This window comes from Lactobacillus sp. ESL0700, assembly GCF_029392095.1.
Lineage (GTDB): Bacteria > Bacillota > Bacilli > Lactobacillales > Lactobacillaceae > Lactobacillus.
The window spans coordinates 244980-266215 of record NZ_CP113930.1 but is presented as its reverse complement, the minus strand read 5'-3'; the positions used below and the strand labels follow the sequence as shown (position 1 = coordinate 266215).

Genomic DNA, 21236 nt, shown 5'->3' with positions numbered 1-21236 from the left:
CGAATTGGCTCATACATGGCTTCGCGGTACCACCCAGTTTCAGTTATTTTGATAAATAACTGCACTTCATTGTTTGGCGATAACGGCGCCGCAGCCCGTGTAACTATTAATTACCCACATTTAAGGAATCTGGAAACGACTTTTATCCGCTCACACCAGCCGCGAACTCTCTGAAATAGTCTTAAGATTCCGTGTTTGCATTTATTTTAAGCCATTCTTTCCTATCAAGCAAATAGTATTTTTCTTGATAGGAAAAAAGATGACTAATTTTACTTAAATCGACAAAATAAACGTACTTAAAGCCCAACCGCTGCAGCAATTTTTGCGATTTTAGGTTATGAGCAAAAGTCCCCGCCCAAATTTCAGTTTGGTCAAGCTGATTAAAAGCATAAGCAAAAATCAATTGTAAGGCCTCAGTCATATAACCGTGTCCCGAAAACGACTTGTCTAATAGGAAACCAACTTCTTTAGTCTGCAATAATTCCTGATCATTTGTCCCGCGCTCATATAATTCAACAAGGCCAATCACCTGCTGCGTTTCTTGTAGACAAATCGCATAACTATTATCCCGCGCAGCATATTGCTTAGCGGCAAGTTCGGCCTGCGCCAAATTTTGGTAGCGACTAAAGCCAGCGTAATGATAGTAATAATCGTCCTGGCCCCATCTTAAAATAACCGGTGCATCCGCCAAGTTAAAGGGGCGCAAATAAACTCGCTTAGCCATTACTTACTGCCAACAAGTTTGAGCAGCCAATCCATCCCAAACATTAGGGCAAAACTGTACGCTGCAATTGTCCAGGGCTTGCCCAAAACGATAATCCAAAAGTACGTCCAGAATTTCATATCCGTTAATCCCGCGAGCATACATAGCACGTCATCTGGTGCCATCGGTGCAATAATACAAATCGCAAAAAACCAGTTAAACTTGCGCTGGTTTTTCGTCCACTTCATATATTTGTCCAGTGTCTTTTCAGAAACAATGTGCAGAATAAACGGCCGACCATAATACCGCGCCAAAAAGAAGTCGATAATCGAACCGATGCAGACGCCGATATAATTGTAGATAAAGCCGGCTACTGGTCCAAAGAACACCACCCCGCCAAGCAGCGACACTCCACCGGGAATAATTGGGAACACAACCTGCGTTGTCTGAATCAGCACAAAAATAACTGGCCCGATGATTTTTTTATTAGCCAAATATGCGCGCATCTTCGCCTGGCTAGTAAAAATCCCCAGACGATACCAATAGATACACAGTAAGATGATAATAATCCCACTAACAACGGTCAAAATATTAATTAACCGCCGACTAGCTTTTGGTGACAAGTGCATAATATCCCTCCATAGATAAGGTCAATTTTACCAAAATTTCACGACTGATGATTGCTTTTTTAGCTAATTCGGGATAATAATTAAAATAATTTAAAATTATCAATACTAAAAGGAGGCAAACATGGATATTTGGAACCAATTATATAAGGCAGCTGCCAAGGAATACCGACCTGGCGATGTCTCACCTTTCATTTACGCTCGCAACGTTGTCTGTGCTTTAGAGGCAGAAGATGGGCAAATTTTTGTTGGTGTTTGCATTGAAAGTTGCTCCGGCGTTTTAAATTTATGCGCTGAGCGCGTTGCTGCGTTAAACATGTATGTGGCAACGGGCCAAACTCACATCAAACGCATTATCGCCTTTCGCGACAAGCCACCATTTGGCGGCAGTTCTGGTATGCCTTGCGGCGCCTGCCGCGAATTTCTCATGCAATTAGACGCACGTAATAAAGATACCGAATTTATGGTAGATTACGCGTCAAGAAAAACAATTACTTTAGCCAAACTAATTCCTAATTGGTGGGGAACGGACCGCATAACGGCGCAAAATTAACTTTTGTTTAGGCAATTAATCTATTTCACAATAAATTTGACTTATTAACCAAATTTTTTCAGCCAAAAGCACAATTTTATTCTAAGATAGAAGAGATAATAAATATAGTTATATTGGAGGTTTAAATATATGGCTAAAATTAAGAACGATATCATTTATGATGAAGAACACCACTTGGCAACTGACATTTACTTGCCGGATACGCCCGCAAAAGCGACTAAGGTTTTAATCTTTTGGCACGGTGGCGGTTGGATTCGCGGCGACAAAGGCGACGTTAAAGACTTATGCCTTAAAATGACAGAAAAAGGCTTCACTGCATTTGTCCCGAATTACCGTTTGGCACCAACCAACACTTTCCCAGCTGCGCATGATGATACCGTTAAGTTCGTTGAATGGCTGCTTGACTCTGATTATACCGGCTCAGACACCAAGGGCATTACGCAAATTGGTGCCAGTTCCGGCGGCGTCATGGCCCTCTACATTGCCGGAAAGTACGGCTTCCCAACAGTTACTTGGTCAGCACCAGTCAACTACTCCGCTTGGATGAAAGAACACGAAGCCACTAAGGCCTCAATTGATGCTCGCGGCGAACTCGGCTTAACCGACCCTAAGGAAATTAACGATTCCTTCTATAAATACTTCGGTTTAGCATACGCCGGTTCAAGCGATGCAGCTACTCTTGAAAAGCTGGACGCAAAATCTTACGACTACTCCAACTTGGGACACTTATGGCTAATTAATTCAGCCGACGAATTATCCCCATTGAAGTATGTCTTGGACTTCATCCAAACTTTGGCTAAAGAAGACCGCGGCTCAGAACTTACTGTTCTCCCAGGTCAAAAGCACGCAATGGCTTATGCCAACGACTACATTGATGCTTCACTTGCCTACTTAACGCAAATGATGTAAGCACCACAATAATTAAAAAATCGCGAAAATATTGCTTTTTCGCGGTTTTTTTGTAAGCAAATTAATTATTAGTAAAGTCTGGTTCAAAAAATTTAAATTAACATGATAACGCTTTATAATGTGTCTTGAAACATTTATTTGTTTTTAGAATGATTTTTAAAAAGAGGTAACAATATGGCTAAATATCAATCAGTCAACCCATATACCAATGAAAAGTTTGCCGAATACGACAACCCAACAGCCACGCAAATTGACGAAGCAATTAATCTTGCCCATGCGTTATACAAGAAGTGGCAACACGAAAGTCCTGAAAGTCGTGCCACAATTTTGCACCAAGTTGCTGACAGCTTGCGCAAGCATGAAGACGAAATGGCCGAAATGATGACCCGTGAAATGGGTAAAATGATTCACGAATCCAAAGAAGAAGTTGAAATTTGTATTTCGATTTGTGAATATTACGCTGAAAAAGGCCCAGAGATGTTAAAGCCGCAACCAGTTGAATCGCAACTTGGTCGTGCCTGCTACTTGAAGCAAGCTACTGGTGTGATTATGGCTTGCGAGCCGTGGAACTTCCCACTTTACCAAATTATCCGGGTCTTTGCTCCAAACTTCATCGTTGGTAACCCAATGCTATTGAAGCACGCCCACAATGTTCCTGGTTCTGCTGCTTTAGCTGCTAAAATCGTTAAAGAAGGCGGCGCACCTGAAGGCAGCTTTATTAACCTTTACCCAACTTACGACCAATTAGACGACATTATTGCTGATCCACGGATTTCCGGTGTTGCCCTGACTGGTTCAGAACGTGGTGGTTCTTCAGTTGCTGCTAATGCTGGTAAGAACTTAAAGAAGTCAACAATGGAACTCGGCGGCAATGACCCGTTCATCATTTTAGATGACGCTGACCCAGAACTTTTGAAACAAGTACTGTGCACTGCCAGAACTTACAATGGCGGTCAAGTATGTACCTCATCCAAGCGGATTATTGTTGTTAAATCTCGTTACGACGAAGTTTTACACGAATTAAAGAACGTCTTTTCTAACTTAAAACCGGGCGACCCAATGGATGACGCAACCACCTTGCCACCAATGAACTCAGTCAGCTCAAGAGATAAGCTGACTAAGCAAGTTAAGGCCGCAGTTGATGCTGGTGCTAAAGTCTTTTATCAATATCCAGAAATTAAGTCTGACGGTGCCTTCTTTAGTCCCGTAATCTTGACTGACATTGACAAGAAGAACCCAGCATTTGACGAAGAAATGTTTGGTCCTGTTGCAATGGTCTACAAGGTAGAAGACGAAGACGAAGCAATTGCCCTTGCTAACGACTCAAGTTACGGTCTTGGCTCATCAATCATCAGTTCTGATGTTGATCATGCCCAAGAATTAGCTGCTCAAGTTGAAAGTGGTATGACCGTAATTAACGGCACTTGGATTACTTCAGGTGAATTACCATTTGGTGGGGTTAAGAATTCCGGATACGGCCGCGAGTTGAGCGACTTAGGGATGATGGCCTTTGTTAACGAACACCTTGTAATCGATGTTTCCCATAAGTAAATTTAACTAAAACAAAAATGCTGAGTTTAACGCTCAGCATTTTTATTGCTCTTTTTAAGAATGTTTTCTAAATAAGTTAACCCCAGCAAGCACGGTTGTCATTAAACTGGCTAGAATTAAAAAGTACGTTGAGGCGCCAACCGACACGGCGTACATTAATAGTTGACTAGTCAGGCCGTGGAATAAGCCTGTATTGGCGCGCGTGGTGCTCGATAATCTAAAGACAAGATAAATCAAAAACGCGGTTTCCACTAGAGAGAAAATAAAGGCAAGCCAGTTGCCCTTTTTCGTGCTTTGTAAGGCCTGATACATGATTATGATCGGAAAAATCACTAGCAGCAGCCAAATCACACACATCAAGACCCCTTGCAAAAGCGTTGAACTAGAGCCAAACAGTTGTCCGGCTAGGCTCAATGCCACTCGCGTAATCGACATCTTGCCGGTATAGGTAATGTCGGAAACAGACGCTCCAGAACCGGTAAACAACACTATTAAACTAATTAATGCCGTCATTACTACTGACAATTGAATGTAGTTAAAGTGCTTCTTGACGGTAACTGTTTCTTCTTCAACTTCATCTGTGCCATCCGGCGCAGTTTTTGACCGCGACCAAACTTTTTGGCTGTGATCTTCAACCCTATTAAACATATTTGAGCCGAGCTGATTAACCTTCTCTGTTAAGCGCCGGTCAACAGTATAGCGTTCAATTTTTCCTCGCCGCAGGCAAACAACATACAACCAGAAGAACAGCAGGAAAAAGCTAATCCAGCCTAACCCACGCGAAAAACTCATGATAATCAGTAACATAATTCCTACTAAAAACACAATCATACTGTTAGCTCGAATCCATTCTAGCATCTTTTTAATCGTTGAATTTTGCTTATCAGGATAAAACTCCTGCCGGTAAGCTTCGCGACTGGCAATTTTCTTGCCCATCTTTTGGTCTTCATAATTTACCTCTTCGTGCCTATCTGTAAAAAACGTCTGCCGATATTTTTGCAAATTAAAGTGACAGTTGGGGCACAGCTGGTCGTCATCGGTGATTGCTTTGCCGCAATTTGGACAAGTAGTCATAAACTACACTCCTTAATTTTATAGTTACTTTTAAGTTAATGATAAAACAAAATTATTAGTTTACAACCAAAATCATTATTTTTCGCAATAAAAAAAGATTGAACAGCTCAAAGTTGAGTCATTCAATCTTAGTTTAATTAACTATTTTTAATTCGTTTATTCTTACGATTCCAATGCAAACCTTCATAAGTCAGCTTAACTGCTGCTGATAAAGTAATCGGCATGATAAAGACCAGAATAATCAGGCCAATAATCACAGCCAGCGCTACTTCAATCAGCGTTGGAATCCCAGATGGAATCAATGCTGCAAACGTACCGCCAAGAATAATGGCTGCCGAAATAACGACGGTTCCAATAATTCCACAAGCCTTCAAAATGCGCTCGCTCGGCTTACCGCCCTCAATCGCGCGGTAACGCGTCATTAAGAAGATACTGTAGTCAACACCTAGAGCAATCAACATAATGAAGCTAAAGAACGGCGTATTCCACGTCAGCATGGTATTGCCAAGTAGAGCCTTAACAAGCCACTCACTAATTGACAGTGAGCAGAAGTAAGCAATCAGCAGCGTGCCGAGAATATACAGTGGTTGCAATAATGATCGGGTAACAAAAATCAGCGCAATGCCAATCCCAACAAGCATGATTGCAGCGGTTCTAATAAAGTCACCGTTAGCCACCTGCTTAATATCCGCAATTTTGGCACTTTCGCCGCCCATTGCAACAGTTGCCTTTTCTAAACGAGTTCCCTGCAGTGATTTCTTAGCCATTTGGCTGAGTTCGCCAACTTCACTAGTTGCCTTGGTACTACTTGGATTAGAGTTGAAGACCATCATTAACATTGCGGACTTCTTATTTGGACTTAAATAGACCTTAACAGAATCTTGGAACATATCCGACTTGATAAATTCAGTTGGAATGTAGAAAGTATCAGCCGCAGATGAGCTAGCTAAGCCCGTCAAGTACGAAGCACCTTGACCTAGACCACTATTGACAGAATCAACACCTGAAGTAATCTTCGGCGTGCTAGTCGCCAATTTACCAGCACCCGAGCTAAGTTGACCCGTACTTGAATTCAGTTGACCAATCCCGCTATTAAGACTTGCAGCACCTGAACTCAATTGGTTAGAAGCAGAAGCCAAACTGCCGACACCTGATTGCAATTGGCCCATTTGACCACTAGTGTCTGGCATACTTGCAGCAGTGCTGGCCCAAGACTTCGATAGTGCCGCACCAGCAGCTTGCATTACTGCTAATCGCTGACTTTGCGTTAAGCCTGGAATTTTAGCCACATTGCGAGTCAAGTTTTCTTTGTAGCCCTGTTCAAGGTTTGTCTTAATGCTCTGCTGCGCTCCAGCCAGTGACTGCGAACTAGACGATAATTGCGAATTCAACTGGTTTAACCCAGATGCTAATTGCTGACTACCGCTTTGCAGCTTGCTAGAACCGCCTTGTAAGGTGCTAGCACCACTTTGCAATTGATCGGTACCATTAGCTAACTGATTAGCACCCAATGTTACCTTCTTGCTGGCCTTACTTAACTTGTTTAAGCCACTGCGTGCCTGATCAACCCCATCATTAACTGTATTCAACTGATTATTAACGTACAGTTGCTGGATGCTTTCACCATAAGGCTGAGTAACCGAGGTGACAAACGAAACATCCTTGGAAGCCTGCAACTGTCTTGTCAATTGGTCAATCAGCTTCAGGTCTGCCTCATTGTCAAGGCGGTGATTACTCTTAATGTAAAGTGTAGTCGGCTCAGCCATCCCCTTGGAGAAATGCTTTTCAACTACTTGCAAACCAGCTTTAGCCGGAACATTGTTGGCAATTTCATCAGTATCATCATAATTCAAGTGACCTGAATACAAGAGAGCAAACGGCGTCACTACAACTGCCAAGATTGCTAAGTAAACAATTGGGTGGGCTAGTGTGCCTTTAGAAATACCGTGCCATAATTTATCTTCATGTTCACCGGTAAATTTCTTAACCGGCCAGAACATTTTTTCGCCTAAAACAGCCATAAAGAATGGGTTCAAGGTTAACAAGACAACCAGCAAAACGGCAACACCGACAGCGACACCGACAGCTGATTGATAAATCGAAAACTTAGCCAAACTCAAAGCAGTAAAGCCAATTAAAATCGAAGATCCTGAATACAAAATCGTTTTGCCGGCAACCTTCAGGGCACTCTTCATCGCCTGATAGCGATCCATCCCCATGCCGAGGTCTTCCTTAAACTTATCGTAAAGTAGGATGTTATAGTCGGTCCCAATCCCGAACAACACAATAATCATAAAGACTTGCGTGAAGTTAGAAAATGGGAAATTGTTATGTGCCACCAAGTTGGTGACAATTGAGAACGCCGTAATAAATGATACGCCAACCGTTAATAATGAAATTAACGGGACAATCGGCGACCTAAAGACAATTACCAAAACAATAAAGATAAAGATGACGGTAATTAATTCTGTCTTCTTAATTCCCTCTTGAATAGAATTAGTGAAGGCATTTTGCAAGACATCCGCGCCCGTCACATAAGTTTTCACGCCTGCGGTCTTAACCGCATTAGTTAACTGCGTTTCCACATCGTTAATTGGCGCGTGCTTCTTGGCAACATTAATTTGCATAATCCAAGTCGTACCATCTTTTGCTTCCAATTTCTTCTTGGTAGCAATGTTATCCTCAGGTCCTAAGACTTGCTTAATGCCATATTTATCCTGATGATTTTTCAGATAGTCAATCGTTTGGTTAATTGCCACCTTATCATCATCCGTTATCTTGCCCTTGTCCTTATTAAATACAACCGCAATTTGATAAGTGTCCTTTTGTTTCGGTCCCCAATCATTTTGAATTGTTTGCGCCACTTCACTTTGGACAGTTTGTGGGAGAGAAATATTTGAGTGCTCACGTGTTAGCCCAGTAATATTGGGCAAAGCAATCACAGAAACAATTAAAATTAAAACCCATGCAATTAATGAAAAAACATGGTTTTTCAGTAGTTTTTGCACTCTACTTTTCCTTTCTAATTTTGTAAAACTTGTTTTGGCTGCACTAATTGCAGCAGCAACTTATGGTAACCCTGATCGGCTTCCTCATCGGTTTCATCAGTAAACGATGACGACACATCTAAGAAAACATAACCAAGGACTGCACCAATTAGAGCATGGAGCGATACCTTGCTGTCATGACGCAAATTTAGTTTTTCGGCCAAAGAAATAATATTGATAATTTCTTGGCTAATCGCGTCATCTTGTTGGTATTCGTTTAAATGGTACAAAATACTGAGCAATGCGGGATCATGCAAAATAAAATCTCGCACAATATCCGCAAATTTAAGCAGGGCATCAACACCAGACAAGCCAATAATATTCTCTACCAAGCGTTCGCTTAATAGCTTAATCCGACTGGCACCAACAAGCGACAATAACTGCTTGCGGCCGGAAACATAGTGGTAGAGCGATTGCGACCGCACACCGAGCTCCTTGGCCAAGTTTGGCAAAGTTGTCGCAGAAAGTCCCTTCTGCTCAATCATCTCTGTTGCCTTGGCAATTACTTTACTTAAATCAAGGCTCCTTTTTTGAACCATTGTACCCTCCTCTACTAGCACGATGAATAATATATCACTACAATATGAAGATTACAATCTACACGCTGTAAATTAATTTGGGCGAAATAAAAAAGCCTTACCAAGATAAGACTTTGATTTACTCCTATTTAAAGAAACGATTAATAGTCTGGCCCAAATGAGCAAACGCCGCATCATCACTACTCCAGACACTCATACAGTATGCGTGCCCACCATCTTGGACAATTGCCACTGCCGATTTACTATCAGAAGCCGCATAAATTTGCCCATGAAGACCGCGAACTAATTTAGGCTTTGATTGTGCCAAGTTAAGCGCGGTTAAAGCCAGATTGGCATACTGCCGGCTGAGAGTTTTATTCTGATATAAATCAACCATCACACTAGTCAAGTCAGTCGCAGTCGTTGTACTTACCGGATTAGCAGTAAACTTTTTGCCAATACTAGTCTTAGTAGCACCCATTTTTGCAATAATTCGGTTAACATTACGTGATCCAACTTTGCGCAATAAGGCATTAGCCGCAGTCTTATTGCCGTGCATCATCGCCTGCTTCAAGTAAGCAATCCCGTAAGCATAGCCGGGTTTTAACATTTGCTCACCCTTGACGCGATCGGCCTTCTTAATTTTGATTGCCGTGTGCGATGTCAATTTGCCGTACTGCTCTTGATAGTAAATTGCGGCTAGTAAATACAGTCGGCTGCTGGCAGTTATGCCATGTGCCTTAATTGTATTATTAACCCGGGCAAACTTGCGCGAGTTTAAATCCTGCACGCTAACCTGATAGCTCTTGTCTTTGCCCATCACCTGTTCAATTTGCTGGGCCCAGTCCTTGTCGCTACCAGATTCAACTTTAACATCGGCAGCGTATTCGACTTCATCAACACTGGGTTCACGGCTCTTTTTAGCCGCTTTATTATTTTTAACTACCTTGCTTTGCTGCGGGCTAACAATGCGCACACTGGTATTTTCAACATGATTTAAATTATTTAAATAAAGTAGAAATGATACAAGAGTCGCAACTAATGAACCGACCAAAATTTTGTTTTTCATAAATTAGCCTCAATTTAGAAGAAATGGTGTCGTTTCATTAACACAATTAGCCAAACCATTAAGATAATGGTAAAAGCGGTAATCGCAATCCAGTCCGACGGCTTATGGCCCACCGGCAAGCTGACATTCATCCCGTAAAACCCTGTTAGAATTGTCGGGATTGTCAACACCAGCGACCAGACCGTTAAGAACTTCATCGTGTCGTTCAAGTTGTTGTTCATCATATTATTGGAAGTCGCTGACAACGTTGCCGTTACTTGTTGAGAAATCTTCACCATTTCAGCAGCCTGATTAGACTCAATTAACACATCATCCAGCCGCTCACCGGCATACTTAGTAAAACTCAGCTTGGACTTTTTCAAGCTCTTAAGCATCATTAGATTTGTTTGAATGGAACTGGAAAGATAAACCAAACTCTTTTCAATGTTTGATAATTCAACTAAATCATGATTATCAATATCATCAGACAGCTTTTGGTCCAGACTATTGCGTTCAACATCTAATTGCGTGACAGCCCGCTGGAAATATTGCGACGAAAACAGCAGAAACTTCATTAATAGTTCCGTTACATCTTGCGCTTGAGCCAACTTACGCCGCATCGGTCGGTCGTTAAATTCGTCAAACACATAACTAGTCGACTCAGTATGGAACGTAAAAATATTTTCACCAGATACTAAAAAAGTAATCGGGTGTGACGTAAAGTGCTTAATTGACTTTGTCGGCCAAATCGGCACATCGTAAACCAGCAAGTGAATTTGTGTATGAGTATCGTAATCGTAGTGCGGTCGCTCGTGACGGTCAGAAATATAAGAAATCATGTCCGGGGTGAAACTAAAATCATCCTGCAGCCGATTGCTGTCTTCCTCACTCAAATTACTGATGTCATACCATCTATACTCAGTTTCCACAGGAAAAGATTGCTCTCTAATCACCGTTCTCACCCCTGGCTTTTTAAATTAATTGACCTACAATAACCAATTCTTATGCCTTATTTATCTTACCATTCAAGCAAAAAACAATAAATAAAAAACAGACCAAGAGGTCTGTTTTTTTATAAAATCTTCTATTTAATTATTGCTTCCATGCGGCGTCAAATTTTGTCTTGCCCGTCTTAATTGCATTATTAACATTCTGCTTCTTTTGGGCAGCGGCCAAGATCGATTGCATGATTGCTGGCAATTGACTGTAAGTTGCACCAGAATCTTTAATCACTGGCACACTGTACATTGTGTTAGTAGTCAAAACATCTTCTAACTTAGCTGGCAGTTTTAATGCCTTGTTAGCCTTGTAACTCTTAGTCTTAGCTACAGCTTCATTAACTGGGATATAACCAGTTTCCTTAGCCCACTTAGCTTGACTAGACTCTGAAGCTAAGAACTTCATGTACATGAAGGCAGCTGACTTTTGCATGGCAGTTGCATGATTGAACATGTAAATGTCCGTTCCTTGTTGCATCGTGTACTTGCTTGGACGAGCAGCAACATCATAAGTGAAGCCTTTCTTGGCAGCTTGCTTAACCCAAGTTTCTGTTGATGATGAGGTAACCATCATGGCTAACTTCTTATTGGTAAATGGAATATACAGGTACTTGTCTGAACCTGGCATTCTGAAGTAACCAGCTTTTTCACCATCGGCAAAGTAATTGATGACTTGCTTAGATTCATTACCAGCAAAGTCAATCTTGCTGGAGAAGTTTTGACCAGCATTCTTCATCCCCAAGACGTAGTAGTTGTCTAGGGCATCAAAGCCAGCACCAACAACCTTGTGCTTACTCTTTTGGTAAATTGTTTGGGCAGCGCTCTTAAGTTCTGCCATTGTAGTTGGCACTTTCTTAACGCCATATTGCTTAAGCATTGCTGGATTGTAAATCAAAATTTCAATTGACTTGTTAAACGGAATTCCGTATTGTGTCCCGCTAATTTTAGCACCATCAAGCAAGTCGGACTTAATGCCACTTGCTTGTTGACTGCCCCAACCAACATCCTTGTTATTAATGTAAGGTGTCAAGTTAACCAGTGCCTTGTTCTTAGCAGCACTCTCTAACCAGTCAGGGTAAGCTTGAGTAATTGTTGGCAAGTCCTTTGGTGATTGCAAGGTTGAATTGATCTTTGCTTGTAAATCGTTATAAGCACCTTGCTCCTCTAACTTAACTGTAATGTTAGGGTTTTTCTTTTCAAATTCCTTGGTCAAACTCTTCAAGGTGTTCTCTTGGGCACCTTGCATTCCATGCCAAAAAACAACAGTTGTTTTCTTAGTTACTTTAGGAATTTTATTATTAGTTGAAGTTGACGAATTGCTCTTTGAACAAGCAGCAGTCCCCATTAAAGCCAAGCCCGCTACTGCAACGGTTGCAAGCTTTTTACCGAATTTCATTTTAGATTTTCCTCCAAATAATTTATTATATTGTTCTTAATAAATTGTCAATTGATAATTCTTGTTAATTGTATAGCAAGCTTTGAAAAATTACAACAAAATTTTTAGCAAAAATTCGGTTTTTGTAAAAATATCATATCCTATGATAGATAAGGTTCGTATTTTATTCGATAAAGATTTAAAAATATACAGTTCGTTCTAGTTTAATGAGTGAAAATCACCGCAAAAAAAAGACTGATTGTCGTTGAAACAATCAGTCTTTAAATTTTTTATTTTTCTACATAATCTGCAATATTCAACTTACCTACCTTAGTAGTTACAGCTGGATTAACCGTATGATCTGACAAATAAACATCTAACTCAGTATAATCTTTATTAAACTTTGCGTTATAATAACGATTTTTTTCTTTAGGATATTTACTTTGAATATCACTGTTAGCAAGTGGCAGAATCTTTTTAGCTTCTTCAGCGGTTAAATGATTGATATCCTTAACTTTTATCCGCTTACCGCGATCAAGTGCAGTTGTTGCTTGTTGGAGATCGGTAATCGCTTTTTGCACATCCGTATCTGTACTAATTAATGAATCATAGGCAATTTGAGCTTTTTTAAAATAATACTCATATGAACTGTTGCTTGAACCAGCATAACGATATTTTTCACTAGCCCTAATTTCTGGAGCTTGATCCAATAGCTGCTTTAATTCCGCACGCTTAGTAGTTGATGCCAACGGTTTATTTGCCAAGGCATCTTCCTTAGTATTAAGCGGCGACAATTTAGTACCATAGATATACTTAGTATCAGCTGCTCTAAGAAGCCCGTAGCTACCATCTCTTACTGTAGACTCAACTTGATAAAATAATTCAGGTTCAGTTTGACCAGGTTCACATAAATAAACTGCCTTAGTTGCATATTCAATTCTGCCCTTCTTGGCAGTAATTCCCTGAACAACTGAATTTGGCGTATTATCAGGAACAATAACCAAGTTCGAATTAGGAATTACGCTCTGAGTAGCTACTTCGCCTTTATACGTATAATAATTGGTATTCTTGGTTGTCAAAATTGCCATATGCTTACTGCATGGCAATAATTGTAAATCCTTTTTACTGTAAATTGCCGTTAGAACAGCATCATCGTCAATATCTTCGTCTAAAAATTGGTTACTCCCCTTGATGCGATACATAATTGAATAGCCTTCATCAATTTGATAGTCGATATCACTACCATTTGTTACAGCATCCACGACGACCTTTTGACCTGGTGTAAAATGTTTAGCAACTTTTTTACCTAAATCTGCATCATATACCTTAATCGTATTAGCCTTTTGATCATCAAACATCTTCTTAGTCAACTTAATTGTAGCTTGATTTGCCAAAAGTGCTTGACCATTAATCTTGGTGACATTGGCTGCCTTGATATAGCCGCCATGACCAATACTATAGTAAGTTTTTCCCTTAATCATTTTATATGGTAAGTAATACCAATCCCAGTTCTCATCATGAAAAGAATAATTTTTAGACCTTGGATCAGTTGTCGGTACTACCTGCTTAGCAACTTTAATTGACTTGCTAGTAATTAACGAGCTTTTACCACGATAAGACCATAGCTTTTGACCGTACTTGTTATAGACACGTGAATGATTAATTTTCAAATTAGTTTGCTCAGTTGCAGCTTGAACTTGAGCAGGCTGACTTGCTAGCATAGCAGGTCCAGCTAACATAACTGTACCAAGCAGTAAGATAATCTTTTTATTGATTTTCATTATTAACACCTCACAATAAATTTCATGCAATAATTATAATCTATCAATATAGTGTTTGTTAAGCCTTTACCAAATTGAAATAAAAAATAGTGAATCAATCTTGATTCACTACCAGATTAGGGTTTTTATTCCCAACTAAAATTTTGCATTTCTTTAATTCTCTCTTGGGCACCAGCAAGAACACCATCAATAATTTCTGTCACTGCTTTTTGTTCGTTAATTAAGCTGACATCTTGGCCACACATAATGGCGCCGTTTTCTGTATCACCATGAACCAGTCCTTTGTTAATGGTAATTGAATCTGCATTCTTCAATTTTTTAGCAGCTTCAGCAAAGCTCGTTCCTTGTTCAAGAGCAACAGTTCTCTTGGTTAATTCGTTCTTTAATTCACGCGTTGGCCCAATGGAATAGTTGGTTTCAACCGTTGACATGTCACCTGCTGCAAGCAGCGCCTTTTTAGCATTAGGATGAATTGCCGCTTGAGCTGTTGCCAAAAAGACTGTTCCCATTTCAATTCCATCAGCACCCAAAGCAATCGCAGCTGCAGCTGTATCGCCGTTAGCAATCCCGCCGCTAACTACTAGTGGCGCTGTTAAGACTGACTTGGCTTTAGCTGCCAAAACCATCGTGCTTTCAAAGGAAATGTGGCCGCCACCTTCCCAGCCCTTGACTGCAATTACATCGCCGCCAGCTTTTTCAGCGATTACCGCATCAGCGACAGTCGACGCCTTGAAGATGACTTTACGATGTTCTTGATGCCATTTTGTCGTATATTCAGTCACAATTTTTTGTGGCCAATCTTGCATCCCGCAGCCATAGACAACTGGAATATCATATTCAGAAATATACTTGTCAAGCTCACTAATTCGCGGAGAAGTCATGTCAACTTGCAAGGCATACTTTTTGTCAGTTAAAGTTTTAATCTTGGCAATTTCTTGACGGATCATGGGTTCAGGCGCATAACCAAGTCCTAGAACGCCAAGTCCACCAGCGTTAGAAACTGCCGCAGCCAAATCTGCAGTGGAAACAAAGGCCATTGCCCCTTGAATAACGGGTTTTTCAATTCCTAAAGCTACACATACACGATTTTCTTTCATTTTTACTACCTCAATTCTGATATATATTTTTTGCTAACTAGCTTTTTAAATTTTATTTTTCAAAAAATTTTGATACCAATAGTATGAGTCTTTTTTGATTCTCTTACCAGAGCCTTTACCCTGATTATCTAAATCCACATAAAGCATGCCGTAGCGCTTAGCCATCTCGCCAGTAGATGCACTTATCAAATCGATACCACTCCACGCAGTATATCCAATCACTTGAACACCATCATTAATTGCATCAGCCATTGCAGCTAAATGTTTAGTTAAATAATCAATTCGGTAATCATCATGAATTTGACCATCATCTGACTTTTTATCACGTGCACCTAAGCCGTTCTCAACTATCATCAACGGCTTTTGATAGCGATCAAACAATTGATTCATGGTAATACGCAGACCCAAGGGATCAATTTGCCAGCCCCATTCACTGACAGGCAAATAGGGATTTTTAACTGAAGCAAATGCATTGCCACTAGTCATATTTTTCATAACTTCAGGATCAGCCGAAATACACCGACTTGAATAATAAGAAAACGAAATAAAGTCAACTGTGTTTTGCAGCATTTCTTTATCTTCAACAGTAATATCAAGTGCTACCTTTTTATCAGCAAACAACTTTTGTGCATAGCTTGGATAATAACCACGTACCTGAATATCTGTAAAGAAATACTGCTCTTGATTTTTCTCTAGTGCCTTCATAACATCTTGCGGTGAACATGAATACGGGTAAACATCCCCAGCCGCTAACATACAACCAAATTGATTATCTTTATCAATCTCATGCCCTAATTTTGTAGCTGCAGCAGATGCCACTAATTGATTATGTGCAGCCTGATATTTAACTTGTTCTTTGTTTTCACCAGATTCAAAAGAAAGGCCGCCACCAATGAAAGGTAAATTCAAAATCATATTAATCTCATTAAATGTAATCCAGTACCGAACTTTACCTTTAAGGGCTGTAAACAAAGTCTCGCATAACCGCAAATAAAACTTTATTAATTTACGACTACGCCAGCCGCCATATTTTTTAATTAAATTAACCGGCAAGTCAAAGTGACTAATAGTAACAATCGGTTCAATCCCATATTTATGACATTCATCAACCAAATTAATATAAAACTGCAGTCCTACTTGATTGGGTTCACTTTCTTCGCCATTAGGAAAAATTCTGGACCACATAATCGAAAAGCGGAAAGCATTGATGCCCATCTCTGCTAATAATTTAATATCTTCTTGATAAGAATAATAGAAATTAATTGCTTTGTGCGCCGGATACGTTTTTTGTATTGGTGAATAATGCGCTAGTGCATAAGTCCCATCTAACATGCACTGCAAACGTTCCTTTTTGTCACTTGGTAATAAGTCGGCCATGCTCATTCCCTTATGATCGTCTGCATATGCACCTTCAATTTGACTAGCGGATGTTGCTACACCCCACAAAAATTTACTTGTCGCCAAATTAACCTCTCCTTAAACTTTTTTGATTAAATCAACCGTTTCAACATTTTCAATTGCAGTCATATCAAAGCCGCGCATGTCATCCTTAAATTCTTGACTAGCCATATATTGATCGTTCAAAGATACAATATCTTCTCCTGCTGCGCATTTAACGATAGCGATGACTTGCTGCTTATCTTGCTCTGACATTGTACGAAAAACAGCACATGTTTCTATGCCAAACTTTTTCAAACTACTAATATGTTTTGACCAATGAACATCAAAATAAATTTGAGCATTTTTAGAATTATTAATAGTATATGTTCTTAATTGATACATTCTTAACTCCTAACTTTTACTTTTAAGACATCTTGCATTTGCTTAACTGTAGTTTTTTCAGTAACTAAACTTTGTGAAGCTACCTTGTCTGAATTAGTGATAATCATTATTGCAATTGGGTCATAACCAGCAGCTTTAACTTTAGCAACATCATAATGTGCTATTTTTTGTCCCTGCTTAACAGAACTTCCTTTATCAACATAATTGGTAAAGTATTGTCCTTGTAACTCAACCGTATTAATTCCCAAATGAAGTAAAATTTCAATACCATCTGGTGTAGTGATACCTAAAGCATGCTTAGTTGGAAAAACCATTGTTACCTTGCCAGATACAGGTGCATAAATATCTCCATTTGTACTATTAAAAGCAATCCCGTTACCTAAAGTACCATTTGCAAATGTTTGATCAGCAACATTTTTTAATTCTACGATTTCTCCTTCTGTAATTGCGGTTAATGTCGTAGTTTTTTCTGTACTGTCACTTTGTGAATTTTCTTTTTGTAAATCATTGTCCTTAAGCAACAACAAGCCAATTACAAAAGAAACACCAAAAGCAATTACCATGGTAATTACTGCATTAAGTAAGTTCATTGGTGTTTTTGCAAACAGCGCGATTGCTAAAACTCCAGGACTGGCCATTGCAGTTGAAGTAACAAAAGTTAAGCCAGCATACAATCCACCGCAAGCACCACCAATTATTGCTGCTATTAAAGCCTTTTTAAATTTCAAGTTGACGCCATACAATACAGGTTCCGTAATTCCTAGTAATGCAGTTAATGACGTTGAAATTGCTGTTGAACGTGCCTTTTTATTTTTAACAGCTACTGCAAATCCGGCACCTGCTTGAGCCATATTGGCACTTAAGCCTGATGGTGTAAAAAATGAATCATAACCAAACTTAGCAATTGATTGTAATGCAATCGGAAATAGAGAATAATGCATACCCATCATTACGATTAGTGGCGAAAAGGCACCTAAAATTGTTGGCGCAAGCCATGGTACATTTTGATTTAAGAAGGCAATTGCCATTCCTAAATAATCACCAATATAACCGCCAATTGGCCCTAAAATAATTAAGCCCAAAATTGTATTAACAAGAATTGATACAGTTGGTGTAACAAACATAGCTACCGTTGCGGGCAGCAAGTTATTTAACCATTTTTCAATTTTTGATTGTACATAAACAATTAACAAGATAGGAATAACACTGGCTCCATAGTTAACTGCTCGAATTGGCAAGCCAAACAGTGCCAGTGGATGACCACTAGCAACCATTGCCGCAAAAGTTGGGTGCAATAATACACCTGCCAATGTCACAGCGATAAATGGATTAGCCTTAAGCTTTTTAGCAGATGTGTAGGCTAGCAATACCGGCAAAAACTGAAAACTAGCATCAGCAATTAAAGACAAAAGCTTATAATCCATGCTATTAGGATTCAATACGTTTATTGCAACAAAAATTGCAATAAAGCCTTTTAATAACCCTCCGCCAATAATTACTGGCAAAATTGGTGTAAAACTGCCAGCAATGAATTCAATTAGTCGTGAAAAAATGCCTTTCTTTTCCTTAGAAACTGTATTTTTAGAATTCGTGTCCTCTGGCAATAATTTAACAAATTCATCGTATACTTTTGCGACATCAGTACCAATCACAACCTGCACTTGTCCAGCTTGATATACCGCATCAACTACACCATCAATTTCTGTGATAGCTGACAAGTTTACCTGATCAATATCATTAACATTAACTCGCAACCTAGTTGAACAGTGGGTTGCTTGATCAATATTTTCTTTGTTGCCCAACAAATTCATGATTTTTTGAGCGATTTTTTGATAATCCATAACGTCCTCTCTTTCTGTAAATAATTTATCATGATTGCGTTTTCACAAAAATCACAAGATTTTTATAAAGTGTTGGTTAAACAACCTTTTGTAGTTTTTAGTTGATTATTCAACTTTTAGGGCAAAAATTATGGTATATTTATTTATTAAAAGTGTGTAGTGAAGCTGGATAAAACAATGACAAAAGAAGATCTTCGCGTTACCAAAACCAAATTAGTTATTCAAAATGGTTTTGCAAAATGTATCAATGATAAACCTTTTTCTAAAATAACTATTCGCGATCTAACAGATGCAATGATGATTAATAAATCAACGTTTTACAAATATTATCATGATAAATATGACCTACGCGATACGATGGTGCGCGAAACACTTAAGGCATTTTCGGCATACATTGATGTTTCCTTTCTTAATCCTCAAAATAGCAATCCCTTCACCAGTTACCAGCAACAACTGCCCAAAGCCTTGTTGCCGCTACTGCATCACAAGAGTTGGTTAAAGACACTCTGGTCAGATCACCTTGAACTAGATGTATTTACCATGATGCAAGAAACATTTGCTGCTAAATTTAAAGACTATATCTTAAAAATCAAGCAAGAATGTACTAAATATGACAAATTGCAAGCAAACTTATTCGCTGCATCAGCCATGCAAATTATTAAATGGTGGTTTTATGAAAGCCCAGATTCATCTGCACAAGAAATTGCCGATATTATCAGTAAATGTTTGCAATTCGGTTCATACGTGGCTTTCACTAAATAATTTTCCCATCACAAAAAGGTCTGTTCCAATTACGGAACAGACCTTTTTAATCTGAATTATTATTCTGCTGCATACTTTCCAGCTAAACGACCAAAAGTTAATGCGTGACTAACTGTTAGGCCAGGAATGTGATCAGGATAGACACCCCAGAAGAAGCCACCGGAACAATTACCAGCAGCGTAAAGACCAGGAATTACCTTGTCTTGCTTACTAATAACTTGCATCTTAGTATTAATGCGTAAGCCATCGAGAGTTGCCAATAGCCGGCCACCCAAAATTGCACCGTAATATGGCGCCTTATTAACTGGCTCTAAACGTGAACTTTCCTTGCCAAAGTCATCGTCGCGGCCTTGAGCTACCATTTCATTGTAGCGTGCAACTGTCTTAGTTAAATTAGCAACTGGCAGACCCAATTTTTCAGCTAATTCTTCAATCGTGTCAGCCTTTTGTACTAAGCCTTCCTTCAAGCGGTCATTAACTTCTTTACGTGCCTCATCCCCTGTGAAAATTCCAGGGAAGCCCAAGCGTGAACAACCTAAAGTATGATATTGTCTTAATGCTTCATCAGTCATGGTTTCTTCAGTCCAAATCATGGCACTAAGATAACCAGGTTGTTTAGAAGCAGCACTCATTTGGAACTGGTATGGGGCACTTTCATTAAAGAAGCGTTCACCATTCAAGTTAACCTTCAACATTGGGTAGGAACCAAGCCACAAATATCCGGGATCATCTGGAGGAGTTAAGTCAACTTCATAGAAGTTTTCTGTTTTAGTACCAACAGGAACAGCACCACGGTTAAAGACGATTGAAGCTGGTTCTTCATCCTTAGCAGCACCGATTTCCACAGCGGCAACAATACCGGAACCATCGTCTCGTTGGCCATCGGTATAAACATTGGTCTTTAAGCCAAGTGGATTCCACTTCTGCATCAATGCTTCATTAGAACCATAACCACCAGTACACAAAATTACGCCCTTAGTTGCTCTAATAGTTGTTGTCTTCTTAGTCTTCACGTCTTTAACAACAACACCCACTACGCGACCATTTTCGACAACTAGGCTTTCAAGCATTGTCCACCAGGAAAATTCGGCACCCAATTTTTCAGCTTTTTCAATTACCCAGTTACCATAGCCCATTTGCCAATACTTACCATCAGGAGCAGTAGCTTCATTTCCTGTTGGAAAAGCACGATTACGGTCTGTTTCAAAATGAGCGTCAGGTGTTGCCTTGATATAGGCACCATGAGGCTGCAAGACTTCATCATCAAGCCAATCAACCATTTCTGAGCTATTGTCAGCCCAAACATTTAATAAACGCTGGTCAACATTGCCTTGGTTAAAGGTTGAAATAAAATTGACTAATTCATTACGGTCAATTTCAACGCCCGCCTTTTTTTGTGCCTTACTGTGAATTGCAGCAATCGTTTCTCTGTATAAGTAGCCGGCACTACCAGCCTTATCAATTACTAAAACGTCGCCGCCTTTTTCGGCAGCAGCTGCGGCAGCCATTCCACCGGCATTGCTGGCACCAACAACAATAATTTCATATTCGTTTTTCTTCATTTCTTCTCC

Annotated in this window: 18 protein-coding genes; 4 read left to right on the top strand and 14 right to left on the bottom strand. The window is 39.7% G+C overall.

The features are described 5' to 3' along the window. Positions 1 to 181: 181 nt before the first annotated feature. Both OZX63_RS01340 and OZX63_RS01335 read right to left on the bottom strand, forming a co-directional pair. A complete protein-coding gene (locus tag OZX63_RS01340) occupies positions 182 to 724 on the bottom strand; it encodes a GNAT family N-acetyltransferase (protein ID WP_277143960.1) in 543 nt (180 codons plus the stop codon). Next, positions 724 to 1332, bottom strand: coding sequence for a TVP38/TMEM64 family protein (locus tag OZX63_RS01335; protein ID WP_277143958.1), 609 nt, complete (start codon positions 1330 to 1332; stop codon positions 724 to 726). Before OZX63_RS01335 ends, OZX63_RS01340 begins: the two co-directional genes overlap by 1 nt. A 121-nt stretch (positions 1333 to 1453) precedes the next feature. On the opposite strand from OZX63_RS01335, the gene OZX63_RS01330 reads away from it, so the two are divergent. The 3 genes from OZX63_RS01330 (at position 1454) to OZX63_RS01320 (ending at position 4342) form a co-directional block, all read left to right on the top strand. Beyond that, positions 1454 to 1882, top strand: coding sequence for a cytidine deaminase (locus OZX63_RS01330; protein WP_277143956.1), 429 nt, complete (start codon positions 1454 to 1456; stop codon positions 1880 to 1882). Positions 1883 to 2011: 129 nt separating this feature from the next. After that, positions 2012 to 2791, top strand: a complete 780-nt coding sequence (locus tag OZX63_RS01325; RefSeq protein WP_277143954.1) for an alpha/beta hydrolase — start codon at positions 2012 to 2014, stop codon at positions 2789 to 2791. 174 nt (positions 2792 to 2965) lie between these two features. Continuing rightward, positions 2966 to 4342: an NAD-dependent succinate-semialdehyde dehydrogenase gene (locus OZX63_RS01320; RefSeq protein WP_277143952.1), complete on the top strand. Its 1377-nt coding sequence runs from the start codon at positions 2966 to 2968 to the stop codon at positions 4340 to 4342. A 54-nt stretch (positions 4343 to 4396) separates the two neighbouring features. Here the strand turns inward: OZX63_RS01320 and OZX63_RS01315 are convergent, their stop codons facing one another. The 11 genes from OZX63_RS01315 to OZX63_RS01265 all read right to left on the bottom strand — a co-directional run bounded on the left by OZX63_RS01315 (position 4397) and on the right by OZX63_RS01265 (position 18903). Beyond that, a complete protein-coding gene (locus OZX63_RS01315) occupies positions 4397 to 5416 on the bottom strand; it encodes a zinc ribbon domain-containing protein (RefSeq protein ID WP_277143950.1) in 1020 nt (339 codons plus the stop codon). A gap of 137 nt (positions 5417 to 5553) precedes the next feature. Continuing rightward, entirely contained in the window at positions 5554 to 8424 is a 2871-nt protein-coding gene (locus tag OZX63_RS01310; protein ID WP_277143949.1) for an MMPL family transporter, read from the bottom strand. 14 nt (positions 8425 to 8438) lie between these two features. Further along, on the bottom strand, positions 8439 to 9002 hold the full coding sequence (locus OZX63_RS01305; RefSeq protein ID WP_277143947.1) for a TetR/AcrR family transcriptional regulator: 564 nt from the start codon (positions 9000 to 9002) through the stop codon (positions 8439 to 8441). 124 nt (positions 9003 to 9126) lie between these two features. Beyond that, positions 9127 to 10050, bottom strand: a complete 924-nt coding sequence (locus OZX63_RS01300; RefSeq protein WP_277143945.1) for a serine hydrolase — start codon at positions 10048 to 10050, stop codon at positions 9127 to 9129. A gap of 14 nt (positions 10051 to 10064) precedes the next feature. Next, complete coding sequence (locus tag OZX63_RS01295; protein ID WP_277143943.1) at positions 10065 to 10982, bottom strand: magnesium transporter CorA family protein; 918 nt, start codon at positions 10980 to 10982, stop codon at positions 10065 to 10067. Positions 10983 to 11121: 139 nt separating this feature from the next. After that, positions 11122 to 12423 carry an extracellular solute-binding protein gene (locus OZX63_RS01290; protein WP_277143941.1) on the bottom strand — a complete coding sequence of 434 codons (1302 nt, stop codon included), beginning with the start codon at positions 12421 to 12423 and terminating at the stop codon, positions 11122 to 11124. Positions 12424 to 12692: 269 nt separating this feature from the next. Beyond that, a complete protein-coding gene (locus tag OZX63_RS01285) occupies positions 12693 to 14183 on the bottom strand; it encodes a hypothetical protein (protein ID WP_277143939.1) in 1491 nt (496 codons plus the stop codon). A 125-nt stretch (positions 14184 to 14308) separates the two neighbouring features. Next, positions 14309 to 15280, bottom strand: coding sequence for a nitronate monooxygenase (locus OZX63_RS01280; RefSeq protein ID WP_277143937.1), 972 nt, complete (start codon positions 15278 to 15280; stop codon positions 14309 to 14311). A gap of 45 nt (positions 15281 to 15325) precedes the next feature. Then, positions 15326 to 16744, bottom strand: a complete 1419-nt coding sequence (locus tag OZX63_RS01275; RefSeq protein WP_277143935.1) for a 6-phospho-beta-glucosidase — start codon at positions 16742 to 16744, stop codon at positions 15326 to 15328. 12 nt (positions 16745 to 16756) lie between these two features. Continuing rightward, complete coding sequence (locus OZX63_RS01270) at positions 16757 to 17062, bottom strand: hypothetical protein (protein ID WP_277143932.1); 306 nt, start codon at positions 17060 to 17062, stop codon at positions 16757 to 16759. A 2-nt stretch (positions 17063 to 17064) separates the two neighbouring features. Beyond that, positions 17065 to 18903: a beta-glucoside-specific PTS transporter subunit IIABC gene (locus OZX63_RS01265; protein WP_277143930.1), complete on the bottom strand. Its 1839-nt coding sequence runs from the start codon at positions 18901 to 18903 to the stop codon at positions 17065 to 17067. Positions 18904 to 19080: 177 nt separating this feature from the next. On the opposite strand from OZX63_RS01265, the gene OZX63_RS01260 reads away from it, so the two are divergent. Continuing rightward, on the top strand, positions 19081 to 19665 hold the full coding sequence (locus OZX63_RS01260) for a hypothetical protein (RefSeq protein WP_277143928.1): 585 nt from the start codon (positions 19081 to 19083) through the stop codon (positions 19663 to 19665). 59 nt (positions 19666 to 19724) lie between these two features. Here OZX63_RS01260 and OZX63_RS01255 read toward each other — a convergent pair whose 3' ends face one another. After that, a complete protein-coding gene (locus tag OZX63_RS01255) occupies positions 19725 to 21227 on the bottom strand; it encodes an FAD-binding protein (RefSeq protein WP_277143926.1) in 1503 nt (500 codons plus the stop codon). Positions 21228 to 21236: the final 9 nt, after the last annotated feature.